The sequence below is a fragment of the Frankia sp. CgKIO3 genome (assembly GCF_977946435.1).
The window spans coordinates 1-20850 of sequence record NZ_CDWTMO010000003.1 but is presented as its reverse complement, the minus strand read 5'-3'; the positions used below and the strand labels follow the sequence as shown (position 1 = coordinate 20850).

At 71.5% G+C, this 20850-nt stretch carries 18 protein-coding genes and 1 riboswitch; of the genes, 14 read left to right on the top strand and 4 right to left on the bottom strand.

The annotated features are described in order from the left end of the window. Positions 1–49 precede the first annotated feature (49 nt). Complete coding sequence (locus tag AC08OJ_RS00875; RefSeq protein ID WP_476594850.1) at positions 50–1678, top strand: NAD(P)H-hydrate dehydratase; 1629 nt, start codon at positions 50–52, stop codon at positions 1676–1678. A gap of 4 nt (positions 1679–1682) precedes the next feature. Next, complete coding sequence (alr, locus tag AC08OJ_RS00870; RefSeq protein WP_476592313.1) at positions 1683–2837, top strand: alanine racemase; 1155 nt, start codon at positions 1683–1685, stop codon at positions 2835–2837. 62 nt (positions 2838–2899) lie between these two features. Here alr and AC08OJ_RS00865 read toward each other — a convergent pair whose 3' ends face one another. Beyond that, the gene (locus tag AC08OJ_RS00865) at positions 2900–3490 is read right to left on the bottom strand and encodes a hypothetical protein (RefSeq protein ID WP_476594849.1); all 591 of its coding nucleotides are present in this window, start codon (positions 3488–3490) and stop codon (positions 2900–2902) included. A gap of 12 nt (positions 3491–3502) precedes the next feature. Next, a riboswitch (ZMP/ZTP riboswitch) is annotated at positions 3503–3589 on the top strand. A gap of 27 nt (positions 3590–3616) precedes the next feature. Between AC08OJ_RS00865 and AC08OJ_RS00860 the strand changes: the two genes are divergently transcribed. From AC08OJ_RS00860 to rimI, 5 genes are all read left to right on the top strand, one after another. Beyond that, on the top strand, positions 3617–4879 hold the full coding sequence (locus AC08OJ_RS00860) for a serine hydroxymethyltransferase (RefSeq protein WP_476592326.1): 1263 nt from the start codon (positions 3617–3619) through the stop codon (positions 4877–4879). Positions 4880–5040: 161 nt separating this feature from the next. Then, complete coding sequence (locus AC08OJ_RS00855) at positions 5041–6282, top strand: alpha/beta fold hydrolase (RefSeq protein ID WP_476592314.1); 1242 nt, start codon at positions 5041–5043, stop codon at positions 6280–6282. Further along, positions 6279–6752, top strand: a complete 474-nt coding sequence (gene tsaE / locus AC08OJ_RS00850; RefSeq protein ID WP_476592315.1) for a tRNA (adenosine(37)-N6)-threonylcarbamoyltransferase complex ATPase subunit type 1 TsaE — start codon at positions 6279–6281, stop codon at positions 6750–6752. The genes AC08OJ_RS00855 and tsaE overlap by 4 nt, the downstream gene beginning before the upstream one ends. Positions 6753–6864: 112 nt before the next feature. Continuing rightward, on the top strand, positions 6865–7629 hold the full coding sequence (gene tsaB, locus AC08OJ_RS00845; protein ID WP_476594848.1) for a tRNA (adenosine(37)-N6)-threonylcarbamoyltransferase complex dimerization subunit type 1 TsaB: 765 nt from the start codon (positions 6865–6867) through the stop codon (positions 7627–7629). Beyond that, a complete protein-coding gene (gene rimI / locus AC08OJ_RS00840) occupies positions 7626–8213 on the top strand; it encodes a ribosomal protein S18-alanine N-acetyltransferase (protein ID WP_476594847.1) in 588 nt (195 codons plus the stop codon). Before tsaB ends, rimI begins: the two co-directional genes overlap by 4 nt. Here the strand turns inward: rimI and AC08OJ_RS00835 are convergent. After that, complete coding sequence (locus AC08OJ_RS00835; RefSeq protein ID WP_476592318.1) at positions 8191–8472, bottom strand: hypothetical protein; 282 nt, start codon at positions 8470–8472, stop codon at positions 8191–8193. The two genes, rimI and AC08OJ_RS00835, sit on opposite strands and share 23 nt — an antisense overlap. 301 nt (positions 8473–8773) lie before the next feature. Here AC08OJ_RS00835 and groES point away from each other — a divergent pair, with 301 nt between their 5' ends. Continuing rightward, positions 8774–9079 (top strand): co-chaperone GroES, encoded by a 306-nt coding sequence (gene groES, locus AC08OJ_RS00830; protein WP_011435085.1) that lies wholly within the window; start codon positions 8774–8776, stop codon positions 9077–9079. Between the two features lie 124 nt (positions 9080–9203). After that, complete coding sequence (gene groL / locus AC08OJ_RS00825; protein WP_476592319.1) at positions 9204–10844, top strand: chaperonin GroEL; 1641 nt, start codon at positions 9204–9206, stop codon at positions 10842–10844. Positions 10845–11060: 216 nt separating this feature from the next. Here groL and AC08OJ_RS00820 read toward each other — a convergent pair whose 3' ends face one another. After that, complete coding sequence (locus AC08OJ_RS00820) at positions 11061–11393, bottom strand: WhiB family transcriptional regulator (protein WP_462185725.1); 333 nt, start codon at positions 11391–11393, stop codon at positions 11061–11063. A 408-nt stretch (positions 11394–11801) separates the two neighbouring features. Further along, positions 11802–12218, bottom strand: coding sequence for a DUF5319 domain-containing protein (locus tag AC08OJ_RS00815; RefSeq protein WP_476594846.1), 417 nt, complete (start codon positions 12216–12218; stop codon positions 11802–11804). Between the two features lie 383 nt (positions 12219–12601). Between AC08OJ_RS00815 and guaB the strand changes: the two genes are divergently transcribed. From guaB to AC08OJ_RS00790, 5 genes are all read left to right on the top strand, one after another. Further along, a complete protein-coding gene (gene guaB / locus AC08OJ_RS00810; RefSeq protein WP_476594845.1) occupies positions 12602–14203 on the top strand; it encodes an IMP dehydrogenase in 1602 nt (533 codons plus the stop codon). Between the two features lie 190 nt (positions 14204–14393). Next, positions 14394–15524 carry a GuaB3 family IMP dehydrogenase-related protein gene (locus AC08OJ_RS00805; RefSeq protein ID WP_476592322.1) on the top strand — a complete coding sequence of 377 codons (1131 nt, stop codon included), beginning with the start codon at positions 14394–14396 and terminating at the stop codon, positions 15522–15524. A gap of 194 nt (positions 15525–15718) precedes the next feature. Further along, positions 15719–16906 carry a hypothetical protein gene (locus AC08OJ_RS00800; RefSeq protein ID WP_476594844.1) on the top strand — a complete coding sequence of 396 codons (1188 nt, stop codon included), beginning with the start codon at positions 15719–15721 and terminating at the stop codon, positions 16904–16906. Positions 16907–18753: 1847 nt separating this feature from the next. Then, a complete protein-coding gene (locus tag AC08OJ_RS00795; protein ID WP_476592324.1) occupies positions 18754–20031 on the top strand; it encodes a hypothetical protein in 1278 nt (425 codons plus the stop codon). Between the two features lie 380 nt (positions 20032–20411). Continuing rightward, positions 20412–20720 (top strand): hypothetical protein, encoded by a 309-nt coding sequence (locus AC08OJ_RS00790; protein WP_476592325.1) that lies wholly within the window; start codon positions 20412–20414, stop codon positions 20718–20720. Positions 20721–20850: the final 130 nt, after the last annotated feature.

Below are 20850 nucleotides of genomic sequence, written 5' to 3'. Positions count from 1 at the left end.
GTGCCGGCCTGTCGGGCGCCCGCGGATCGGAGCGGGGCAGCATGTCGGCATGCGCAATGCCCATACGGTTGAACAGGTTCGAGGTGCCGAGGCGCCGCTGCTCGCCTCGCTGCCCCCCGGCGCTCTGATGCAGCGGGCGGTGCACGGGCTCGTCGCGCACGCCGCACGACGCCTCGGGCGGGTCTACGGTGCCCGCGTCGTCGTGCTCGCCGGCGGTGGCGACAACGGTGGTGACGCCCTCTGGGCCGGAGCGCGGCTGGCCGCCCGAGGGGCGCGGGTTGATGCGGTGGCACCCGGCCGCACCCATCCGGAAGGCACCGCCGCCCTGCTCGCGGCCGGTGGTCGACTGCACCATCCGGGTCCGGTGGTGGGCGGGAGCGGTCCGGCGGGTGCGGGGCAGCCGATCGACGATGAGCGGCTGCGTATTCTGTTCGCCGCCGCCGATCTGGTGCTGGACGGGTTGCTCGGCATCGGTGGCCGGGCCGGGCTGCGCGAGCCGTACGCCCGGCTCGCCGTTCTGGCGCCCCCCGAACGGACGGTGGCGGTCGACGTCCCCAGCGGGGTGGACGCGGATACCGGGGCCGTCGCGGGGCCGGCGGTCCGGGCGAGCAGTACCGTCACCTTCGGTACCCGCAAACGCGGCTTGTGGCTCATGCCCGGTGCCGCCCACACCGGTCCCGTCGAGCTGGTCGACATCGGACTGAACCTGCCTGAACCCGACCTGTGCGCTCTCGACGATGCCGACGTTGCCGCGGCGCTGCCCGTTCCCAGCCCGAGGGCGTCCAAGTACAGTCGCGGGGTCCTTGGCCTCGTTGCCGGCAGCGGCGCCTATCCGGGCGCCGCGGTGCTCGCGGTCGGCGGCGCGCTGCGCGGCGGCGCCGGGTATCTGCGGGTAGTGACCGAGGGGCACGCTGAGAAGGCCGAGGGGCACGCCGAGAAGGTCGCGGGCGAGGCCGTCGGCGCGGTCGTGAGCAGGGCCGGCGATTTCGTGCGGATGTCGCATCCCGAGGCCGTCGTGACCGCCATCGAGGCCGGTGACGCCGACGCGATGCTGGCCGCTGGCCGGGTCCAGGCCTGGGCGATCGGCCCGGGCCTGGCGCCGGGACCCGCGGTCCGTACCTTGCTGACGGCGTTGCTGGCGACGGACCTTCCGGTCCTGGTCGACGCGGGAGGCCTCGACCCGCTTGCCGAGATCATCGCGGCGCGGCTCGCTGCCGTCGTCGAGCGGGCGGCGCCGGTGCTGATCACACCGCATGAGGGCGAGTTCCAGCGGTTCGTCTCGGTCGCCCTTGGCGGGGATGCGCAGACCACCGCCGCCGAACTCGCCGACGATCGGCTCGCCGTTCTCCGGCGGGCCGCGGCGGCGACGGGAGCGGTGATCCTGCTCAAGGGCGCCCGCACGCTCGTCGTGCGGCCGGATGGATCGGCGCTGGTCAACACGACCGGATCGGCATGGCTGGGAACCGCCGGGACCGGTGACGTGTTGACCGGCCTGATCGGGTCGCTGCTCGCCGCCGGGCTCGCCCCGGCGACGGCCGGGGCGGTCGGCGCCTATCTGCACGGCCGGGCCGCCGAGCGGGCCCCCGTGCCGCTGGCAGCGAATGATCTGCCCGCCATCCTGCCCCAGGTCATCGGCGACCTGCTCGACCAGCGACGGATGCCACGCGGAGTAGCGTGACGGCGTGACCGAACAGCGGGCCGATCCTCCTGCCGGGAATGATCTTCGTTCCTATGTCGCCATCGATCTCGACGCGGTCCGCACGTCGGTGGCCGCCCTCGTCGCCCGGGCAGGCGACGCCGCCACCATGGCGGTCGTCAAGGCTGACGGCTACGGCCATGGCATGATCCCGTGCGCGCGGGCGGCCCTGGAGGGCGGGGCCACCTGGCTCGGCACGGCGTTCCTCGAGGAGGCGCTCGCCCTGCGCGCGGCCGGGTTCACCGTCCCGGTGCTGTCCTGGCTCGCGGCGCCCAGTGAATCGTTCGCCGCCGCCATCGCCGCGGATGTCGACCTGTCCGCGTCCGCGGGCTGGGCGCTCGAGGAGACCGCCGCGGCGGCCCGGCGGACCGGCCGTACCGCCCGGGTGCACCTCAAGGCGGACACGGGCCTCGGCCGGGCGGGAGCCACGGAGGCCGACTGGCCGGCGCTGTGCGACGCCGCGGCGGCACTCGAGGCCGAGGGCGTGATCGAGGTGATCGGCGTGTGGAGCCACTTCGCGTTCGCCGATGCCCCCGGGCATCCCACGGTGCAGGGTCAGATCGGGCGTTTCCGGGATGCGATCGACATCGCCACGAAGGCGGGGCTACACCCATCCGTGCGGCATCTGGCGAACTCGGCGGCCACCCTGGTCAGCCCGGAGGCGCATTTCGACCTGGTCCGACCGGGAGTGTCCGTTTACGGACTGTCCCCGGGCCCGGAGGTCGGGCCGCCGGCGGCCTTCGGTCTGCGCCCCGCGATGACGCTGACGACGCACGCCGCGTTGACCAAGCGGGTACCGGCGGGAACCGGCGTCTCCTACGCGCACCGGTACACGACAACACGCGAGACGACGCTCGCCGTGGTGCCGCTGGGCTACGCCGACGGCATCCCCAGGTCCGCGACGAACACCGCGGAGGTGCTGTTCGGCGGGCGGCGCCGCCGCATCGCCGGCACGGTCTGCATGGATCAGTTCGTCCTCGATGTGGGTGACGACCAGGTGGCGGCCGGCGACGAGGTGCTGCTCTTCGGCCCCGGTGACCGCGGCGAACCGACCGCGGACGACTGGGCTGCGGCGCTGGGCACCATCAACTACGAGATCGTCAGCCGGGTCGGGGCTCGGGTCCCCCGCCGCTACGTCTGATGACAGCCCGTCGGGCGGCCTCTCGGGCAGCGCCGGACGAGTCGAAGATGCGGGATGCGGGCTCAGCCGCAGCCGCCGGGGCCGCAGGCACCGCCGGAACCGTGACCGCCGGTGGGCGACACGTGGCCGCCGAGCGAGCCGCGCTCCATCCGCCGACGCACGGGGCGGGAGACGGCGGCCTCGCGCTCGGCCTCCTCGAGACGGGAACGGGTAGTCAGTGTCAGCATCACCGGCCCGGCCGACACCGGAGCCGGAGCCGCGGCGCCGGGGCCCTCGGCCGGCTCGGTGTCGTCCGGCACCCCCAGCGCGGCGGCGCGCTCCGGGCCCGTCAGACGACGGCCGGCGCTCGCCGGGATGTCCTTGCTCCTGTGCCACCTCAGCCGCACGATCTCCGCCTCCGGTCCACATCCGCTGATCGATCTGATCCCACCGGATCCGCCCGCTCCCGGCTTCTCGATCCAGTCGATCCAGTCGATCCAGCCGGGGGCAGCACTTCCACGGTAGTCGGCCCGCTCCCACCCGGTCCGGCGGGCGTCGGCGCTGTGGCCTACGCCCGGCTTGTCTTCTTCACGATATTTGTCGTCTTCACGACGCCCGGTGCCGTCGCGACGCGTCGCACCGGCGTGGATCCGGTGCCGTGGGGCGGGGCCCATTCCCTAGACTCGGCCCGGAGTCGTGACTGGCGCATCGAGGTGGAACTGACCACCGGGGAGCGATCGAGCGGAACGGTGCCGCGCGCCTGGGCACCCCCGGCCGGATCAGACCTGCCGGAGGTCAAGGTGCATCAACCACCGATTCCCCACCTCGCCGTCGCCGATCCCGAACTCGCCGGTCTCGTCGAGGCCGAAGCCACGCGCCAGTTCTCGTCGATCAGGCTGATCGCGTCGGAGAACTACGTCTCTACCGCGGTGCTGGAGGCGTCCGGCTCCGTGCTGACCAACAAGTACTCCGAGGGCTACGTCGGTCGGCGTTACTACGAGGGCCAGCAGGTCATCGATCCGATCGAGACGCTTGCGGTCGACCGTGCCAAGGCGCTGTTCGGGGTCGAGCACGCCAACGTCCAGCCGTACTCGGGTTCCCCGGCGAACCTCGCCGTCTATCTGGCCTTCGCCGAGCCAGGGGACACCGTGATGGGCCTGTCGTTGCCGATGGGCGGCCATCTGACCCACGGCTGGAGCGTCTCCGCGACCGGCACGTGGTTCCGCAGCGTCCGGTACGGCGTGCGCGCCGGCACCGGCCGCATCGACCTGGACCAGGTGCGCGACCTCGCCCTGGCCGAGCGTCCCAGGATTATTTTCTGCGGCGGTACGGCGATCCCGCGGACGATCGACTTCCCGGGGTTCGCCGCGATCGCGCGGGAGGTCGGGGCGGTGCTCGTCGCGGACATCGCGCACATCGCCGGGCTGATCGCGGGCGGGGCACACCCCTCGCCGGTGGGGCACGCCCCGGTGATCTCCACCACCACGCACAAGACGCTGCGCGGCCCGCGCGGGGCGATGCTCCTCTCCGACGCCGAGCACGCCACCGCGATCGACAAGGCGGTGTTCCCGGGCCTGCAGGGCGGGCCGCACAACCACACCACCGCGGCGATCGCCGTCGCCCTGCGTGAGGCGGTGGCACCCGCGTTCCGCGACTACGCGCACGCGGTCGTGGCGAACGCCCGCGCGCTGGCCGAGGCCCTGGTGGAGCGGGGCTTCGACCTGGTCACCGGCGGTACCGACAACCATCTGATCCTGATCGACCTGACCGGCAGGGACATCGGCGGCAAGCCCGCGGCCCGGGCGCTCGACCAGGCCGGGATCGAGCTGAACTACAACGCGGTGCCCTTCGACCAGCGCAGGCCCTTCGACCCGTCCGGTATCCGACTGGGAACCGCCGCCATCACCACCCGCGGCCTGGGCGCCGGTCACATGCCGGTGCTCGCCGGCTGGATCGACGATGTCGTCAAGGCCGCCGTGGCCGGCGACACCGCGACCATCACCCGGGTCCGGGAGCAGGTCACCGAGCTGACCGCCGCCTTCCCGATGCCGGGCTTCGCCTGAGCACGGGATCCGCGTACAGGCCCGGTAAGCGGCCCCGGCCGCACATCCGACGCTCCCCAGGCCCCGGCTGACGCCCCCCACGTCCCGGCCGGGGGGCCCGTCGGCCGGCGTGGCCGGGTGCATCATCGGTGCAGAAGAGGCACCGAGGAGAGGTGGCGCCGATGGCGAAGACCGTGGGTGCGATCGCGGGTTTCCGCTCGGCTCGGGCCACGGGGTCGCTCGGGGTGGTCGGTGCCGCTGCCGTCGCGGCGGGCCTGGTCGCCGAGCGGCGGATGATCCGCCGTCGGCGTGGGATGGCCGATCTCGCGTCCGACGCGCGGATCGAGCCGATCAGGGGTTGGGTCACCACCGTGATCGCGGGGGACGGTATTCCGCTGTACATCGAGGAGATCGGCCCGTCGGACGCCCCGGTGACGCTGGTGTTCGTCCACGGGTTCTGCGTCACGGCCGATTCCTGGATCCTGCAGCAGCGGGCGCTCACGGACCTCGGCCGGATGGTCTTCTATGATCAGCGGGCGCATGGGCGTTCCGGGCCGTCCGAGGTCAAGAACTGCACCATCGACGTACTCGCCGACGACCTCTTCCGAGTGATCACCGAGCGGGTCCCCCGGGGGCCGATCATCCTGGTGGGCCATTCGATGGGCGGCATGACGGTGCTGGGTCTGGCCGACACCCACCCGGAACTGTTCGATGACCGCATCGTCGGGGTGGCCCTGCTCGCCACCAGCGCCGGTGAGCTGGCCCGGCTGACCTTCGGGCTGCCGGCGTCGGTGACCGGGGTGGTGCGCCGCGTTCTGCCGGGTTTCGCGGTCGGTATGCGGCACGCGCCGAGCCTGCTCGAACGTGCCCGGCGGCGGGGCAGCGACCTGTCGTGGGAGCTGACGCGGCGCATCGGGTTCGGATCGACCGAACTACCGCCGTCGGTGGTCTCCTTCCTGGCGACCATGGTCGCGGACACCCCGATCCCGGTCATCGCGGCGTTCCTGCCCACCCTGCTCGACCACGATCGGCTCGTGGCGGCCGAGCGGCTGGCGGAGATCCCGACCGTGCTCATCGTCGGGGACGCCGACCTGATGACCCCGCTTGCCCACAGCCGCACCCTGGCGGAGGTGTTGCCCCGGGCGGAGCTCATCGTCGAGGAGGGCGCCGGGCACGCCATCATGTTGGAACGCCCGGACGTGGTGAACGCCGCCATCCGGGAGATGGCACGGCAGGCGATGGTGCCACGCGCCATGCCGCGCCCGCGGTCGGTACGGGCCGACCGGTCGGCGCCGGCACAGACCGGTCGGTCGGGACGGACCGGTCGGTCGGGGTCGGCACGGGCCGGTCGGTCGGCACGGTCCGAGACATTCTCCGTCTCCCCACGCGGGCCCCGGAGCGAGGCGACGACGGAAGGCACATGAACACGGTCGAGGTGTCCACGGCGGAGCGCATGCGGGAGTTCGGGGCCTGGTTGGCCACCCTGCTGCGACCCGGGGACCTGCTCGTGCTCTCCGGCCCGCTTGGCGCGGGCAAGACGGTCCTGGCCCAGGGGATCGCGGCCGGGCTGGGCGTGCGGGAAACGGTCACCTCGCCGACGTTCGTGCTGGCCCGGATCTACCCGGATGGGCGGATTCCCCTCGTGCACGTGGACGCCTACCGGCTCGGTGGGGTCGCCGAGGTCGACGATCTCGACCTCGACGCCGACGTCGACACCTCGGTCACCGTGGTCGAGTGGGGCGTCGGTCTTGTGGAACGTCTCACGCAGGATCATCTGGAGATCGTGATCTCCCGGCCACGTGCCGATGAGGTCGGGGAGACTCGGATAGTCCGCCTCGTCCCGTCCGGGGCCAGCTGGATCGAACGGCTGCGCGCACGTGCGCCGGTGAGTTGAGACTCCCCGCATCGACCCGCCGCGCGCGGCGTGACATCGGTGGCATCGTGGTGGTGGAGCGGGTGCCCGCCGTGGTCGGCGAGGCGATCCGTAGTCTGGACGAGTGCTGGTGATGGCTCTTGACACATCCACGGCAGCGTGTTCGGTCGCGCTTGCCGAGCTGACGTCGTCCGACCCCGCGCGGCCGGTGAGTGGGACGGGTGGCGAGCGCGCCGCGCTCGGGGTGCACGTGTGGCCGCGAGCGGTCATGGTCACCGTCGACGCCCGCCGCCACGGGGAGTTGCTGGCGTCGTCGATGCGCGCGGTGCTTGCCGAGGGGGGTGCCCGCCCCACCGATCTCGACGTCGTGGTCGTGGGCGCCGGTCCCGGGCCGTTCACCAGTCTGCGGGTCGGGATGGTGACCGCCGCCGCCTTCGCTGACGCACTGGGCGTGCCGGTGCACGGGGTGTGCTCACTGGATGCCATCGGTGCCGCCACCGGCGGCTCCGTCGCCGTCGTGACGGATGCCCGTCGGCGCGAGGTCTTCTGGGCCTGTTACCGCGACGGGGTGCGGGTCGGCGATCCGGCCGTTGGCCGTCCGGCCGACGTCGTCCGGTTCCTGCGCGGCCTCGGTGTCGACCGCGTCGTCGGCCCGGGAACGGTGCTCTACCCGGAGCTCTTCGTCGAACTCGCCGCGGCCACAGCCGGTACCACGGCCGGGGAGGCGCCCGTGCCCGGCGCAGACCAGGCGGACGACGGCTATCCCCGGCCAGAGCTGCTCGTCGGTCTCGCCGGGGCCGACGTGCTGGCCGGGCGCGCTCCCCAGCCCCTCGTCCCGCTCTACCTGCGGCGGCCGGACGCGACCGAACCGCACACACCGAAGCCGGTCACGGTTTGACGCAGCCGCGATCACACCCTACCGGTCCGGATGGGCCGGATCTGCTCCTCGTTCCAATGCGCTGGTGGCACGTGGCGATGGTCGCCGAGCTGGAGCAGACGGTATTCGACATCGATCCGTGGACGGCCGAGCTGTTCTGGTCCGAACTCGCGCAGGGCGAGCAGCGACGGTACCTGACGGCGCTGTGGCGTCCACAGGGCGTCCCGACGCACGACACGTCCGCGATCGTCGGTTATGCGGGGCTGGCGCTCGCCAAGGACGGCGCCTACATCCAGACGATCGGCGTTGTGCCCCGGATGCGCGGGCGGGGGGTGGGCGCCCGTCTGATGATCGCCCTGCTGCGTGACGCCCGGCGGGCGGGTGCCCGCAGCTGCGGGCTGGAGGTCCGCACCGACAACCAGGCGGCCCGCGCCCTCTACAGCCGGCTCGGTTTTGTCGACATTGGGCTGCGTCGCGGTTACTACCAGCCTTCCGGCGGAGATGCCTACGTGATGCGGGTCCGGAAGATCGACACCATTGGTTACGCGGAGCTGCTCGACCGCGTCGAGGCGACGTTGCTCATCACCTCTCGGGCCGAGCCCTGACCTGTTCGAACCGCCAGGCACGCGGATCGCCGTTCGTCAGCTCGGCCGGTGGCTCCGGCAGCGGGCAGCGGGTGTCCCCGGTAGTCTGCGCGGACGTGCCCGCATCGGGCGGCGTCCGCAGCATGATGACGATGAGATCCTCGCCCCGTTGGCTGCTGACGTAGACCTCGCCGTCTCGCTCCGCAAGCGCATCGATCGCCCAGTCCCGCAGGCCGCCCGCCCGGCCGGCCGCCGCCTTGGCCTCCCACATCCAGATCATGTCCTCATGGTGCCCCATGTCCCCGTGCGCTCATGTGCTCATGGGGCCCCGTGGCGCCGGGCGCCGACCGGTGGGAGCGGGCCGCCGCGAAGGGGGCCGGGTCTTGGCCAGGGGTCGGCTCGGGACGACCTGAATTCCCGCCGTCTTGTCAGATCCGACCGTCTTGGTTGACGTCTGCGGCGCGGGTGCTAAGTTGGCACTCGGCACGTGAGAGTGCCAGCGACAACAGGCGCCTGTTCACCCGCGACGGCAGGCCGCCAGGGTCGCTCTCTCATCCAGCGCAGGAAGGGGGAGGTCGATCGTGACGACCGCCACCAAGGTTGCTATCAAGCCTCTCGAGGACCGTATCGTCGTGCAGCCCTCCGACGCGGAGCAGACCACCGCGTCCGGGATCGTGATTCCGGACACGGCGAAGGAGAAGCCCCAGGAGGGCATCGTTCTCGCGGTCGGCCCGGGTCGGTTCGAGGACGGCAAGCGCGTCCCGCTCGACGTCAAGGTCGGCGACGTGGTGCTCTACAGCAAGTACGGCGGCACCGAGGTCAAGTACTCGGGCGAGGAGTACCTCGTGCTCTCCGCTCGCGACGTTCTCGCGATCATCGAGAAGTAGGCCGCTCGCCGGTAGCACCAAGGGGCGCGTCCCGCTGGCGGCCGCCCGGTTCCCGCCGGGCCCGCCGGCGGGGCGCGCTCCTGCTGTTTTCCACCGGTATTCGGTGTCGGGAGGACAACCAGGTATGCCGAAGATTCTGACGTTCAACGAGGACGCCCGCCGCGCGCTCGAGCACGGGGTGAACGCCCTGGCCAACGCGGTCAAGGTGACGATCGGCCCGCGTGGTCGCAACGTCGTCATCGACAAGCACTACGGCGCCGCGACGATCACCAATGACGGGGTGACGATCGCGCGCGAGATCGAGCTGGAGGACCCCTACGAGAACCTGGGTGCCCAGCTCGCGAAGGAAGTCGCCACCAAGACCAACGACGTGGCTGGCGACGGCACCACGACGGCGACCGTGCTAGCCCAGGAAATGGTGCGCTTCGGTCTCAAGCAGGTGACCGCGGGGGCCGCCCCACTGGCGCTGAAACTGGGCATCGAGGCCGCCGTCGAGGCCGTCTCCGCGGCCCTGCTGAAGCAGGCCATCGAGGTCAACTCGAAGGAGACCATCGCCCAGGTCGCCGCCATCTCCGCTCAGGACTCGCAGGTCGGGGAACTGATCGCCGAGGCGATCGACAAGATCGGCAAGGATGGCGTCATCACGGTCGAGGAGAGCCAGACCCTCGGGCTGGATCTTGAACTGACCGAGGGCATGCAGTTCGACAAGGGCTACATCTCGCCGTACTTCGTCACGGACGCCGAGGCCCAGGAGGCCGTGCTTGAGGACGCCTACGTCCTGCTCTACCCGGGCAAGATCTCGGCGCTGAACGAAATCCTGCCCGTGCTGGAGCAGGTCGTCCAGGAGCGCAAGCCGCTGCTGATCATCGCCGAGGAGGTCGAGAGCGAGGCCCTGTCCACCCTGGTGGTGAACTCGATCCGCAAGACCTTCCAGGTCGTCGCGGTCAAGGCTCCCGGGTTCGGGGACCGCCGCAAGGCACTGCTGCAGGACATTGCCGTGCTTACCGGCGGCCAGGTGGTGGCCTCGGAGGTCGGTCTCTCCCTCGATGCGGTGACGTTGGCCGACCTGGGCCGGGCCCGGCGGGTCACGGTGGACAAGGACAACACCACCATCGTCGACGGGGCTGGCGAGGCCTCCTCGATCGCAGATCGGGTGCGTCAGCTCAAGCAGGAGATCGAGGTCAGCGACTCCGACTGGGACCGCGAGAAGCTGCAGGAGCGGTTGGCCAAGCTCGCCGGTGGGGTCGCGGTCATCCGCGTCGGCGCCGCCACCGAGGTGGAGCTCAAGGAGAAGAAGCACCGCCTCGAGGACGCCGTGTCGGCCACCCGCGCGGCCATCGAGGAGGGCATCATCGCCGGCGGCGGTTCCGCGCTCACCCACGTGGCGTCCGTGCTCGACGACGGGCTTGGCCGTACCGGGGACGAGCTCGCCGGGGTACGGATCGTGCGCTCCGCGCTCGACGCTCCGCTGTCGTGGATCGCGCGCAACGCTGGTCTGGAGGGCGCGGTCATCGTCTCCAAGGTCAAGGAGCTCGAGCCGGGTCGTGGGTACAACGCGGCCACCGGCGAGTACACCGATCTGATCGCGGCCGGCGTCGTCGACCCGGTCAAGGTCACCCGGTCGGCGGTGGCGAACGCCGCCTCGATCGCGGCTCTGCTCATCACCACCGAGGGTCTGGTCGTCGAGAAGCCGGCGGAGCCCGCTCCCCAGGACGGCCGCGGCCACGGGCACGGGCACAGTCACCCGCAGGGCCCGGGTTTCTGACCGGATCGGCGTCGTGGGGCCTCGCCGGGTGCGGCCCGGCCCCCGGGCCCTGGTACGTCCGGAGCCCGGTCGGTCCTTGATGATCGACCGGGCTCCGGCGCGTTGGGTCGCTGCCGCGTCGGGTCGCTGTCGGGTCGCTCACCCGTCGTGGGTGGTCCAGGAGACCAGGACCGGCTATCCCGACCCGTCCGCCTATCGGCCCCTGGCCGCCCTCTCTCAGCAGGCCGGTGCGAGTCCGGGCCGGGCCGGGGTGCGTCTCGTGGCCCCCCGCCGGGAGCGGCCGGTGAGGATCGCATCCCGTTCGGACTCGCTCAGCCCGCCCCATACGCCATAGGGCTCCCGGGCGGTCAGCGCGTACTCACCGCAGGCGCGGATGACTGGGCAGCGGGCGCAGACCGCCTTGGCCGCGGCCTCACGGGCGGCTCTGGCCGGCCCCCGTTCGCCCTCCGGGTGGAAGAAGAGCTCCGTGCTCTCACCACGGCACGCCCCGTGCAGCTGCCATTCCCACTTCTCCGCGCCGGGGCCTGGAAGTCGTCGGACGTCGGTCATCGATCTGAGCCCCCTTTCGACCTGAGCGGCAAGCGCCGCCACTTCACCGTAGTACCGGGTCACCCTCTGAGTGATCTTGAAATTTCACCCGGGTGAGCCCGCGTCACGGGTCGTTCCGCCCGGCCGTTGCACGGTCGGGAAGTCCCTGGATGTCCAGGGATCTCAGGCGGATCAGGGTCCGAGTCGGCCGCGGGACTTCCGGCCGGCGCCGTGTTCCGTCATGGCTGACCGACCGCGCCGGATCCGCAGGTCCGGCGGAACTTTTGTTGACGGTCGAACGCCTACCCCGGTGGTCGGCTGGTCACACGGCCTGAGCGGGAATTAGCGTGGCCACCGCCGGCCGCGCTCCGTCGGCGCGCAGCATCCACCCCGGCCGGGTGTCCGGTCAGGCGGCGACGCGAGTCCGCCTCAGCGCGAGTCCGCCTCCGAGGCGGCGGATGCCTCGTAGATCCCGTCGGCGAAGCCGCGGGCGTAATCCCAGCTGACGTAGCACGACGGGTCCGGCGCGAACGCCGGCTCGTGGACTCTCGTCCGCCCCTCGTTGAGAAGGTTGCGCAGGTTGCCAGCCAGCAGGTCCCAGTCGAAGAAGTGGGGCTCGGCGCAGCCCTCGCAGTCGACGACAAGGCCGCGGTAGCCGCGCGGCTCGAGCAGCGTGCGGAAGACGTCGAGGTCTCCCAGCTCGGCGAGGACTTCCTCCCGCTCGTGCAAGGACAGCGGTTCGAGCAGGTCGAGGTCGTCAATGGAGTCGAGGCGCGCGAGCTCGGCAGCCGGATCCTCGGGGTCGCCCGCGAAGGGGTCGACAGGCTCGTCGCTCACGACGACCACGCTACGCTTGCCCAGACTGCTTAGTGGTCCCGATCCGGAGTCTCGGCACCGATGCGCGGCGCTCTGGACATAGTCCGTCGCGGTCGGTCCGCTGTTCTGCTGGGCGTGCGGGTCCCGATCAGGCCCGGTGGGTGGCGCTGTGGTATAGAAAAATGTTATCCATGGCGATGTCGGTCACGGGCGATGTCGGTCACGCCGGAACCGCCGATATGTGCCGGTGACCTCTACGATGGAGTCTGTGCCGCCGCTCGGTGCCCGGTTCTGGTAGTAGGTATACTTTTCCGCCGTTGCGCGCGACCCGTCGCTCCAGGACGGCGGGCGGGGCTCGTGCCGCGGCGTCGGTCTGGGTCCGCGGCCTCGGTCAACGCGGAATGGAAGGTGCCATGAACGGTCCCCTCGCCACCGATTTCACGTTGCCGGCCGGGGTGGGCACCCACGTCGGCGCGCGTCCCGACCTGCTGGGGGCCGATGCCGCCGCGGTACCGCCGAAGCTGGCGATGCTCGGGCTGACCTTCGACGACGTGCTGCTGCTTCCGGCCGCCTCCGACCTGGTACCGGCGGAGGCGGACACGACGACCCGCCTGTCGCGGAGCATCGATCTCGCCGTGCCGTTGGTGTCGTCGGCCATGGACACGGTGACCGAGGCCCGCATGGCCATCGCGATGGCGCGCCAGGGCGGGGTCGGGGTACTGCATCGCAACCTCTCGATCGACGAGCAGGCGCAGCAGGTCGACATGGTGAAGCGTTCCGAGTCCGGGATGATCACCGCACCGGTGACCTGCGGGCCCGACGCCACCTTGGAGGACGCGAACGTCCTCATGGCGAGATACCGGATCTCGGGTGTCCCGGTGACGGAATCCGACGGCCGGCTGGTCGGCATTGTGACGAACCGGGACATCCGCTTCGAGCGGGACTACTCGCGTCGAGTGCAGGACGTCATGACCCCGATGCCGCTGATCACCGCACCGGTGGGCGTCTCGCCGGAGGACGCGCTCGCCCTGCTCCGCCGCCACAAGGTCGAGAAGCTGCCGATCGTGGACGAGCGTGATCGGCTGCGCGGTCTGATCACAGTCAAGGACTTCACCAAGCGGGAGCAGTACCCGCACGCCACCAAGGACACCGATGGCCGGCTGATGGTCGGCGCCGCCGTCGGTGTGGGGGAGGACGCCTACAAGCGCGCCCAGGTCCTCGTCGCCGCCGGGGTCGACTTCCTCGTCGTGGACACCGCGCACGGGCATCATCGAGCCGTGCCCGACGTGGTGCGCCGGATCAAGACCGACATGCCGACCGGGGTGGACGGCCGGCCGCTCGACGTGATCGGTGGCAACGTGGCGACCGGGGCCGGTGCGGCGGCGCTGATCGCGGCCGGGGCGGACGCCATCAAGGTCGGGGTCGGGCCCGGCTCGATCTGTACCACCCGGGTGGTGAGCGGCGTCGGCGTCCCCCAGGTCACGGCCATCTACGAGGCATCGCGCGTCGCCCGGGAGCACGGTGTGCCGGTGATCGGAGACGGCGGCCTGCAGTACTCGGGTGACATCGCGAAGGCCATCGCCGTCGGCGCCGACACGGTCATGCTGGGCAGCCTGCTGGCCGGTGTCGACGAGAGCCCAGGAGAGTTGATCTTCATTAACGGCAAGCAGTACAAGGCTTACCGGGGCATGGGCTCGCTCGGCGCCATGCGTAGCCGCGGCAGCGCGCGGTCGTACTCGAAGGATCGGTACTTCCAGGACGACGTGCTCTCCGATGACAAACTGGTTCCCGAGGGCGTCGAGGGTCAGGTGCCCTATCGGGGTCCACTGGAGGCCGTGGCCCATCAGCTGGTCGGCGGTCTGCGGGCGGCGATGGGCTACACCGGCTCGCCCACCATCCGGCGGATGCAGGACGAGGCGCAGTTGATCCGTATTACCTCGGCGGGGCTGATCGAGAGTCACCCCCACGACATCCAGATGACCGTCGAGGCGCCGAACTACAACTCCGCGCGCTGACGTCGTCGCGCCGCGCGACCGACCAGGCCGTCGCCGGGCCGTCCCCAGGCCGGTGACGGCCGTCGCGTCTCGTGCGCGGTCACCTGGTCATCTGGTCACCGGGTCACCGGGATGTTCGGTCAGTCGTGGAGCAGATACGTCGGTTTTCCGGTCGGCACGCGCCTGCCGGCCCAATCAGGAGGCGCCAGTAGTGGCAGAGATCCAGATCGGCATCGGCAAGAGCGCGCGGATCGCGTATGGTCTCGACGCCGTCGGCATCATTCCATCCCGTCGGACCCGTGACCCGGCGGACGTCTCGCTTGCCTGGGAGATCGACGCCTACCGGTTCGACCTGCCGCTCGTGGCCGCTCCGGCCGACGCGGTGACCTCACCCGCGTCGGCGATCGCGCTCGGCCGGCTCGGTGGTCTCGGTGTTCTGCACATCGAGGGGCTGTGGACCCGGTACGAGGAGCCGGAGAACCACATCGCCGAGCTCAGCAAGATCGGGGCCGCCCAGGGCCCGGACGCGGCAACCGATCGGCTGCGCGCGTTGTACTCCGCGCCGGTCCAGCCGGGGCTGATCGCGCAGCGTCTCACCGAGCTTCGGGACGCTGGGGTGGTCGTGGCCGCGGCGCTGCGCCCGCAGAAGGTCAAGGCCCTGTGCCCGCACGTACTGGCCGCCGGGATCGATCTGCTCGTCATCCACGGTACGGCGGTTTCGGCGGAGCATCAGTCCCGCCGCAGCGAGCCGCTCAACCTCAAACGGTTCATCGGGCAGCTGGACATCCCGGTGCTGGTCGGCGGGTGCGCGTCGTTCTCCACCGCCTTGCACCTCATGCGCACCGGGGCGGCCGGTGTCATCGTGGGCGTCGGGTCCGGCTTTGGTGACCGTACCCGGGACGAGCTCGGGGTCGGCGTGCCGCTCGCCACCGCCATCGCGGACGCGGCCGGTGCGCGCATGCGTTATCTCGACGAGTCGGGCGGCCGCTACGTCCACGTCGTCGCGCATGGTGACCTTCGGACTGGCGGTGACGTCGCGAAGGCGGTGGCCTGCGGCGCGGACGCGGTCATGGTGGACGCGGCGCTCGCGGCCGCGGGGGAGGCCCCGGGCCAGGGCGGGGTCTGGCCGATGGACGTGCTGCACTCCGACCTGCCGCGGGGACGCTGGTCGCCGGTGGCCCCGACCGGGATGCTCGCGCAGATCGTGACCGGTCCGGGCACGGCGACCAGCACCGGTGTCCTCAACCTGGCCGGCGGCCTGCGCACGGCAATGGCGACGACGGGATACGCAACTTTGAAGGAGTTCCAGAAGGCGGAGATCATGGTGACTGCCAGTCCGTGACCGACGATGCACGTCATGCGTGGTCGTCGGGCGTCCTGCGAGGCGGTAGCCGTCGCGTGAGGTATCGCTCGCTGGTGCGCGAGCCCGACGGGCGTGCCCGTGGTGTGTCAACCACCGGCGGTACCCGGTCGATCCGGGCTCTTACCCGACATGGCACCCTGGAAGCGGTCCGTCTCCGGCATGAAGGACGACAGATGCGTCTCGACGAGCACGGCCGTTGGGTCAGCGATGACGGTGCCTATGTCTGGGACGAGGCCGCCCAGACCTGGCAGCCGTCATCGGCAGCGCCGCCGGCCGGTCCGTCGGCCTTGGCGCGATTCGGTAACCATCCCGGTGGGCCCGCCTTCGGTACCGGTCCGGTCGGGGAGCCTGGATCCGGTCGGGCCGGGTCCGACGTAGGAGCGCAGGGCGGTTCGTTCGGTGGGCGGCCCGGCGCTGCCGGCTCGTCGCCCGATTCCGGGCCCAGTGCGGTGGAAGCGGCTCCGGCACCGCCGAGCTGGGGCGGGGCGCTCACCGATTCACCCCGCCCCCTGAGCGGCCCGGTGGCCACGCCATCAGCGCCGGACACACAGGGGCTGGCACCCTACGGCCCCACCGGCCAGCGCGGCCGGTGGGGGGAACCGGCCGCGGACGTCATTGCACCGCGCGGGCCGTCGGAGTGGGGCGATCTGACCGGTCCGGCCCGCCGCGCGGGTGCGGCGGATCCCGTCGATCCGGTGGCTGCGCCCGCAGGGCCGGCCGCAGCGCAGACGACCTGGGGCGACGGCGACTCGACTGGCGAGATCCGGCGTGTCGGGGGCATGGCGGCGACGTACGCCCCGTCCACCGGTGGTGCGGCGGACGGCACACCGCGGTGGGACGGCGATCCGGACGGCGGGCCGGAGCCGTATGCCGGGTCGTTCGACGAGCACGACAGTGGATGGGCACCGTCCGGGCCCACCTCCCGGCGCGGGGCGACGGCTCGGCGCGGGGCGACGGCCCGGCGTGCCGAGGCCGGCGGGCTGCCGGCACGGGTCACCGCGCTCGTCCAGTACGTGCGCGACCGTCCGCCGCTGCTGATCGGCGCTGCCGTCGTTCTCGTCTGCCTCGGGCTCGGCGTCATCGGATTCCTCGCCCTCGGCGGCGGTGGATCGGGCTCCGGGACCGCGGCCGGGCCGGCCGCGGTGGGGAAGGGCCGTTACTCCCCGGAGGTCCGTCGGGCATATCTCAGCTCGTGCCTCGACGTCAGCAACGGTAACGAAGGCTATTGCACCTGCACGCTGGAGAAGCTGGAAGCCGACTACACCCAGGAGGAGTACCAGCGGTTCAGCGACAACGTCCAGTCCGAGTCGTCGCAGCGCATCGTGCGGGAGATCTATGCCGCCTGCCGTGACAAACGATGACGATTACCGGTGTACAGTGGGTTGACAGAACTATTATCACATGCCTAGATGGGCTGCGGGACGACGGACGAGAGTGCTATTGCTTTTTCGTTGGCGATGTGATTAAGACGTCCTTCACGTATCAACGGGCGGTCATGGCGGTGCGGTTCTCCGGGACACATCCCGAGACCGCTCCTCCCGGAGCGAGGCTGCCCCACGTGCATTCGTCCGCCCGGGCGGGGGACCCGGTGGCGTGGCCAGATCACACATTTACCCGACGCACGTCCACACGATGACTGCCCGCATCGTGCTGACCAGGGGGGCAGGAGATGCCGCCCTATGATCAAATACAGCGGTTCAGTGGCCATGATGCCTGAATCCGGGATAACGTCGCCGACGTCCGGCGCCCGCGCCCGGAGGCGGGTGACAGTTCTGTGACGACCTACGACACCGACCGCGACGGTGCCACGGGGCGCCCGGCTGCCTCCCGTCGTGACGACGATTTCTTCGCGGTGGAGCGGGTGGGCGAGCAGGCAGCCCGTCCTGTCTCCCGTGAGCCCGCGCCCACGTCCTGGGATTCGACTCCCTGGCCCCGGCGTGAGCCGGCGCCGGGACCGGGACCGGCCATGCCGCCGGCAGGCGGCGGTGCGCGTCCCGCCGATCCCTTCGACGTGACCACCACCTGGGACGGTCCGGCGCCGGGACCCGCCGGTGGACGCCCGCCGGGCATCTCGGTGACCCCCCCCGCTCCCGCTGGCCCGTCTACCCCGGCGGTGTCATCCGCCGCTCCGGTGGCTCCTCCTGTTCCTTCTGTTTCCAGGGGTCCTCGGGTTTCCGCCGGTCCGCCACCGACCGCGTCCCGGCCGACGTCCTACCTCCCCTCGGCGTCCCCGCCACCGCCCGCGGCGTCCAGGACGGCTGCGAGGCCGCCCGACCTGCAGGTGGGCGGGCCCGCTCGAGAGGCCTATCCGGTCCCGACCGGTCCGCCGTCGGGACCGGTGCAGATGGGCCGTTCCCCACGGGCCGGCGGGGCGGCGGGGACCACCTCCGGGACGAGATCGGGGGGTGGCGCTTCCGCAGACCCGTTCACCGGCGGGTTTCCGATCTCCGCCCGACCGGTTCCCGCGCCACCGTCCCGGGCTGTCCCCACATCGTCGGCGGACCTCAGGAGAGCTCCGGGCCAGTCGGGCACCCCGAGCCGGGTCACCGGCCCGGCCTTCCCGGTGGTGCCCGGGAGCTTTGGCGTGACCGCCGCCGCACCGCCGCCCGATGCCGGGCCCCGAACCGCATACTCCTCGACGGATCCTTGGAACGGGCACAGCTCGCCCCGCGTTCAACTGCCCGGTGCGGGCGCGCCCGCAGCGGGCCCGGGCCCCCTGAACCGGGAGGCCGGCGGGGTCCGTCCCGGTGGCGGTGGATCCGCCGGTCCGGGCGCGACCTCATCAACTCCGCCCCGCGGATTCGGGGGCGCGGCAGCCTATCTGTCGGGATCGGCGTCGAGTCGTCCCGGCAGGGACCCGGGTCCGGGAAGAAGGGGCCCGAACGGCGGTTCTGGGGGCAACGGCGGTTCCGGGGGACTGCCCCCACACTCCCGCCAGGACCGTCTGCGCTCCCGCCAGGATCGTCCGCGGGACCCCCGCGACGGCGGAGCGGATCTCGCAGGCTGGCGGACTCCCCTGTCCGGCACCGAAGACGTCGTCCGTCCTCTCCCGTCCAACGGGCCCAACGGGATCGCCGGACTGGTCCCCGGCCGTGAGGACCCGCTCTCCGGACCGCTCCCGGTGGCCCGGCGACGATCGTCGGTGGAGACTGCGACGGGGAGCGACTGGCGGATGCCGGCGAATCGGGCATCTGGACCGAGGGACTCGTTGGCCGGTCCGACTGACCGGTTGCCCGGCCAGAACGGGCTGCCCGCTCCGGCCCGCGGCCGGGCGCTCGCGGCCCCGGAGCGGCGGGCGGCTCCCGAGGCCGGCGCCGATGCGTCGCGGGCCAGCGGTCGGCCCGCCGACCTGGCTGTACCTCGGGTCGAGGAGACGATGACGACCGCTCGTCCGCTGTATCGGCCAGACGCCTCCGCGCCGCCGGCCGGGACCGGTGCGCGTGGCCTGGTCGGAACTCCGTTGCCGCCGGTGGGGCGCCGACCCGAGTCTCCCTCGGAGAGGACGTCCCTGGTGCCCCGGCGGGGATCGGGAAAGGCCAGAGGTGCCGGCCCCGCGCCGGATGACGACAGCGGCTGGCAGCCCTCCCGGTCGGTGCGCAAACCGAGTGGTCGCAGTGTGCCTGCCGACCGCCGCCGCACCCCGAATCCAGTGACCGACACCAACAATCTCCAACCGGTCTCGGCTCCTCAGCCCATCCGGTCATCCGGATCGACGCGATCGGGTGAGCGGGGTGCGGCGAACGGCGGCGAGCGCCGGCGTGGCACCGCGGACCGGGCCGGTCGCGCTGGCGGAACCGGCGCCAGGAGCCGTGGGCATGCTGGCCGGCATGAGGAGGGCGCCGGGGCCGGCGGCCATTCCGGGCCTGGGCGGCGGGCCTCCGGACGTGATGCCCGCGCGGTGGGGCTGCGGGAACCGGGGGATGCCCGGGATGAGCCGGACGACGAGGACCTCTCCGGCGAGGATCGCCTCGCCTGGCTTCATCAGGGTTGGATCGGTCCTTTGGCCGTTGCGTTGGCCCTCGCGTTGCTCGCGGTTGGCGGCTATGCACTCCTGCGCGGCGATGGCGACGGCAAGAGCGCGCCGTCGGTTTCGCCGGCTCCCCCCATCGGCTCGCCGACGCCCACCACGACCAGCCCGGACGCGATCAATGGCAAGGCGATGATTGATGGCAGCTGGGAATGCCGGCTTGTTACCGGGACGAATCCCCTGAAGCTGTCCGACAATGTCGTCGGTGTGCTCGTGGTCGAACGGACCGCCGGTGCCTACAGTTGGGGCGGCACCGCCGGTCAGTACACGATCACGCCGGTGGCCGGTAATGACGGCGGGAATGTGATCGGCAACGTGAAGTTCACCGGCGGGCCACTGAAGGATCTTTCCGGGGTGCACATCGCCAAGCCCGGGGCCGGAATCCGCGACAAGGCGCAGGGCACGCTGGAACTCACCGCGAGTGGCAGTGCGCCGCACCGATACTGCGGGGTGAACTGAGAAGATCCATCCCCATGCTGACGGTAAGTGAAACACCGATATGTCGGATCTAAGGCGCCCCTGGTCGCCCGGGATCTGCCGAGTTCCGACCCCGGCTGTCGGATTCAGGGTGGCGTGGGGCAGGATCAGGTGCCATGCTCAGGTCTGACCGTAGTGAGGGTGGCGGACGGTGTCCCGCCGCTGGCAGGACGGATGTGGCTGGCGGTGCGGACGGGGGCGTCCCCGCTCCCCGGGAGAGCGGCCGACGGGCCGTTAACCGGCGCGGCCTGCTTCGCTGGGCCGGGACTGCGGCGGTCGCGGCACCGGCCGCCGGGCTATTGGCCGCGTGCGGGGGTTCATCCTCCTCGGCTAGCGCGACGCGCAAGGTACGTCTCGGCTATGTGACGTCCCGGACGGGGGCGTTCCGCAGTTACAGCGTGGTCGACTCGTATGTGCTGCAAACGATGCGCACGATCCTGGCCGACGGCGTGAAGGTGGGGAACCGCACCTATCCCGTCGAGATCTTCGTCCGGGACTCCGAGTCGGACCGCCATGGCGCCGGGACCGCGACAACCGACCTGATCTTCAAGGACAAGGTCGACATCGTGCTGGTCGGTGGCACCTCCGACACCGCCATTCCTGTCGCGGACCAGTGCGAGATCAACCAGGTTCCCTGTATCTCCACAATCGTCCCGTGGCAGGCCTGGTGAATGGCCGGGGCGGCAACGTCGAGATGCCCTTCCGCTGGACCTACCACTTTTTCTGGGGCATGGAGGACCTGGTGGCGACTTACGTCGCGATGTGGAGCCAGCTCGGGATCACCAAGGTGGGGCTCATGTG

Excerpts from the sequence above, each read along its gene's own strand:
- AC08OJ_RS00875 (WP_476594850.1), top strand. The coding sequence starts at position 50 with ATGCGCAATGCCCATACGGTTGAACAGGTTCGAGGTGCCGAGGCGCCG.
- AC08OJ_RS00835 (WP_476592318.1), bottom strand. The coding sequence starts at position 8,472 with ATGATCTGGATGTGGGAGGCCAAGGCGGCGGCCGGCCGGGCGGGCGGC.
- tsaB (WP_476594848.1), top strand. The coding sequence starts at position 6,865 with ATGGCTCTTGACACATCCACGGCAGCGTGTTCGGTCGCGCTTGCCGAG.
- AC08OJ_RS00855 (WP_476592314.1), top strand. The coding sequence starts at position 5,041 with ATGGCGAAGACCGTGGGTGCGATCGCGGGTTTCCGCTCGGCTCGGGCC.
- AC08OJ_RS00800 (WP_476594844.1), top strand. The coding sequence starts at position 15,719 with ATGCGTCTCGACGAGCACGGCCGTTGGGTCAGCGATGACGGTGCCTAT.
- AC08OJ_RS00820 (WP_462185725.1), bottom strand. The coding sequence starts at position 11,393 with ATGACCGACGTCCGACGACTTCCAGGCCCCGGCGCGGAGAAGTGGGAA.
- groL (WP_476592319.1), top strand. The coding sequence starts at position 9,204 with ATGCCGAAGATTCTGACGTTCAACGAGGACGCCCGCCGCGCGCTCGAG.
- tsaE (WP_476592315.1), top strand. The coding sequence starts at position 6,279 with ATGAACACGGTCGAGGTGTCCACGGCGGAGCGCATGCGGGAGTTCGGG.
- guaB (WP_476594845.1), top strand. The coding sequence starts at position 12,602 with ATGAACGGTCCCCTCGCCACCGATTTCACGTTGCCGGCCGGGGTGGGC.
- AC08OJ_RS00865 (WP_476594849.1), bottom strand. The coding sequence starts at position 3,490 with ATGGGCCCCGCCCCACGGCACCGGATCCACGCCGGTGCGACGCGTCGC.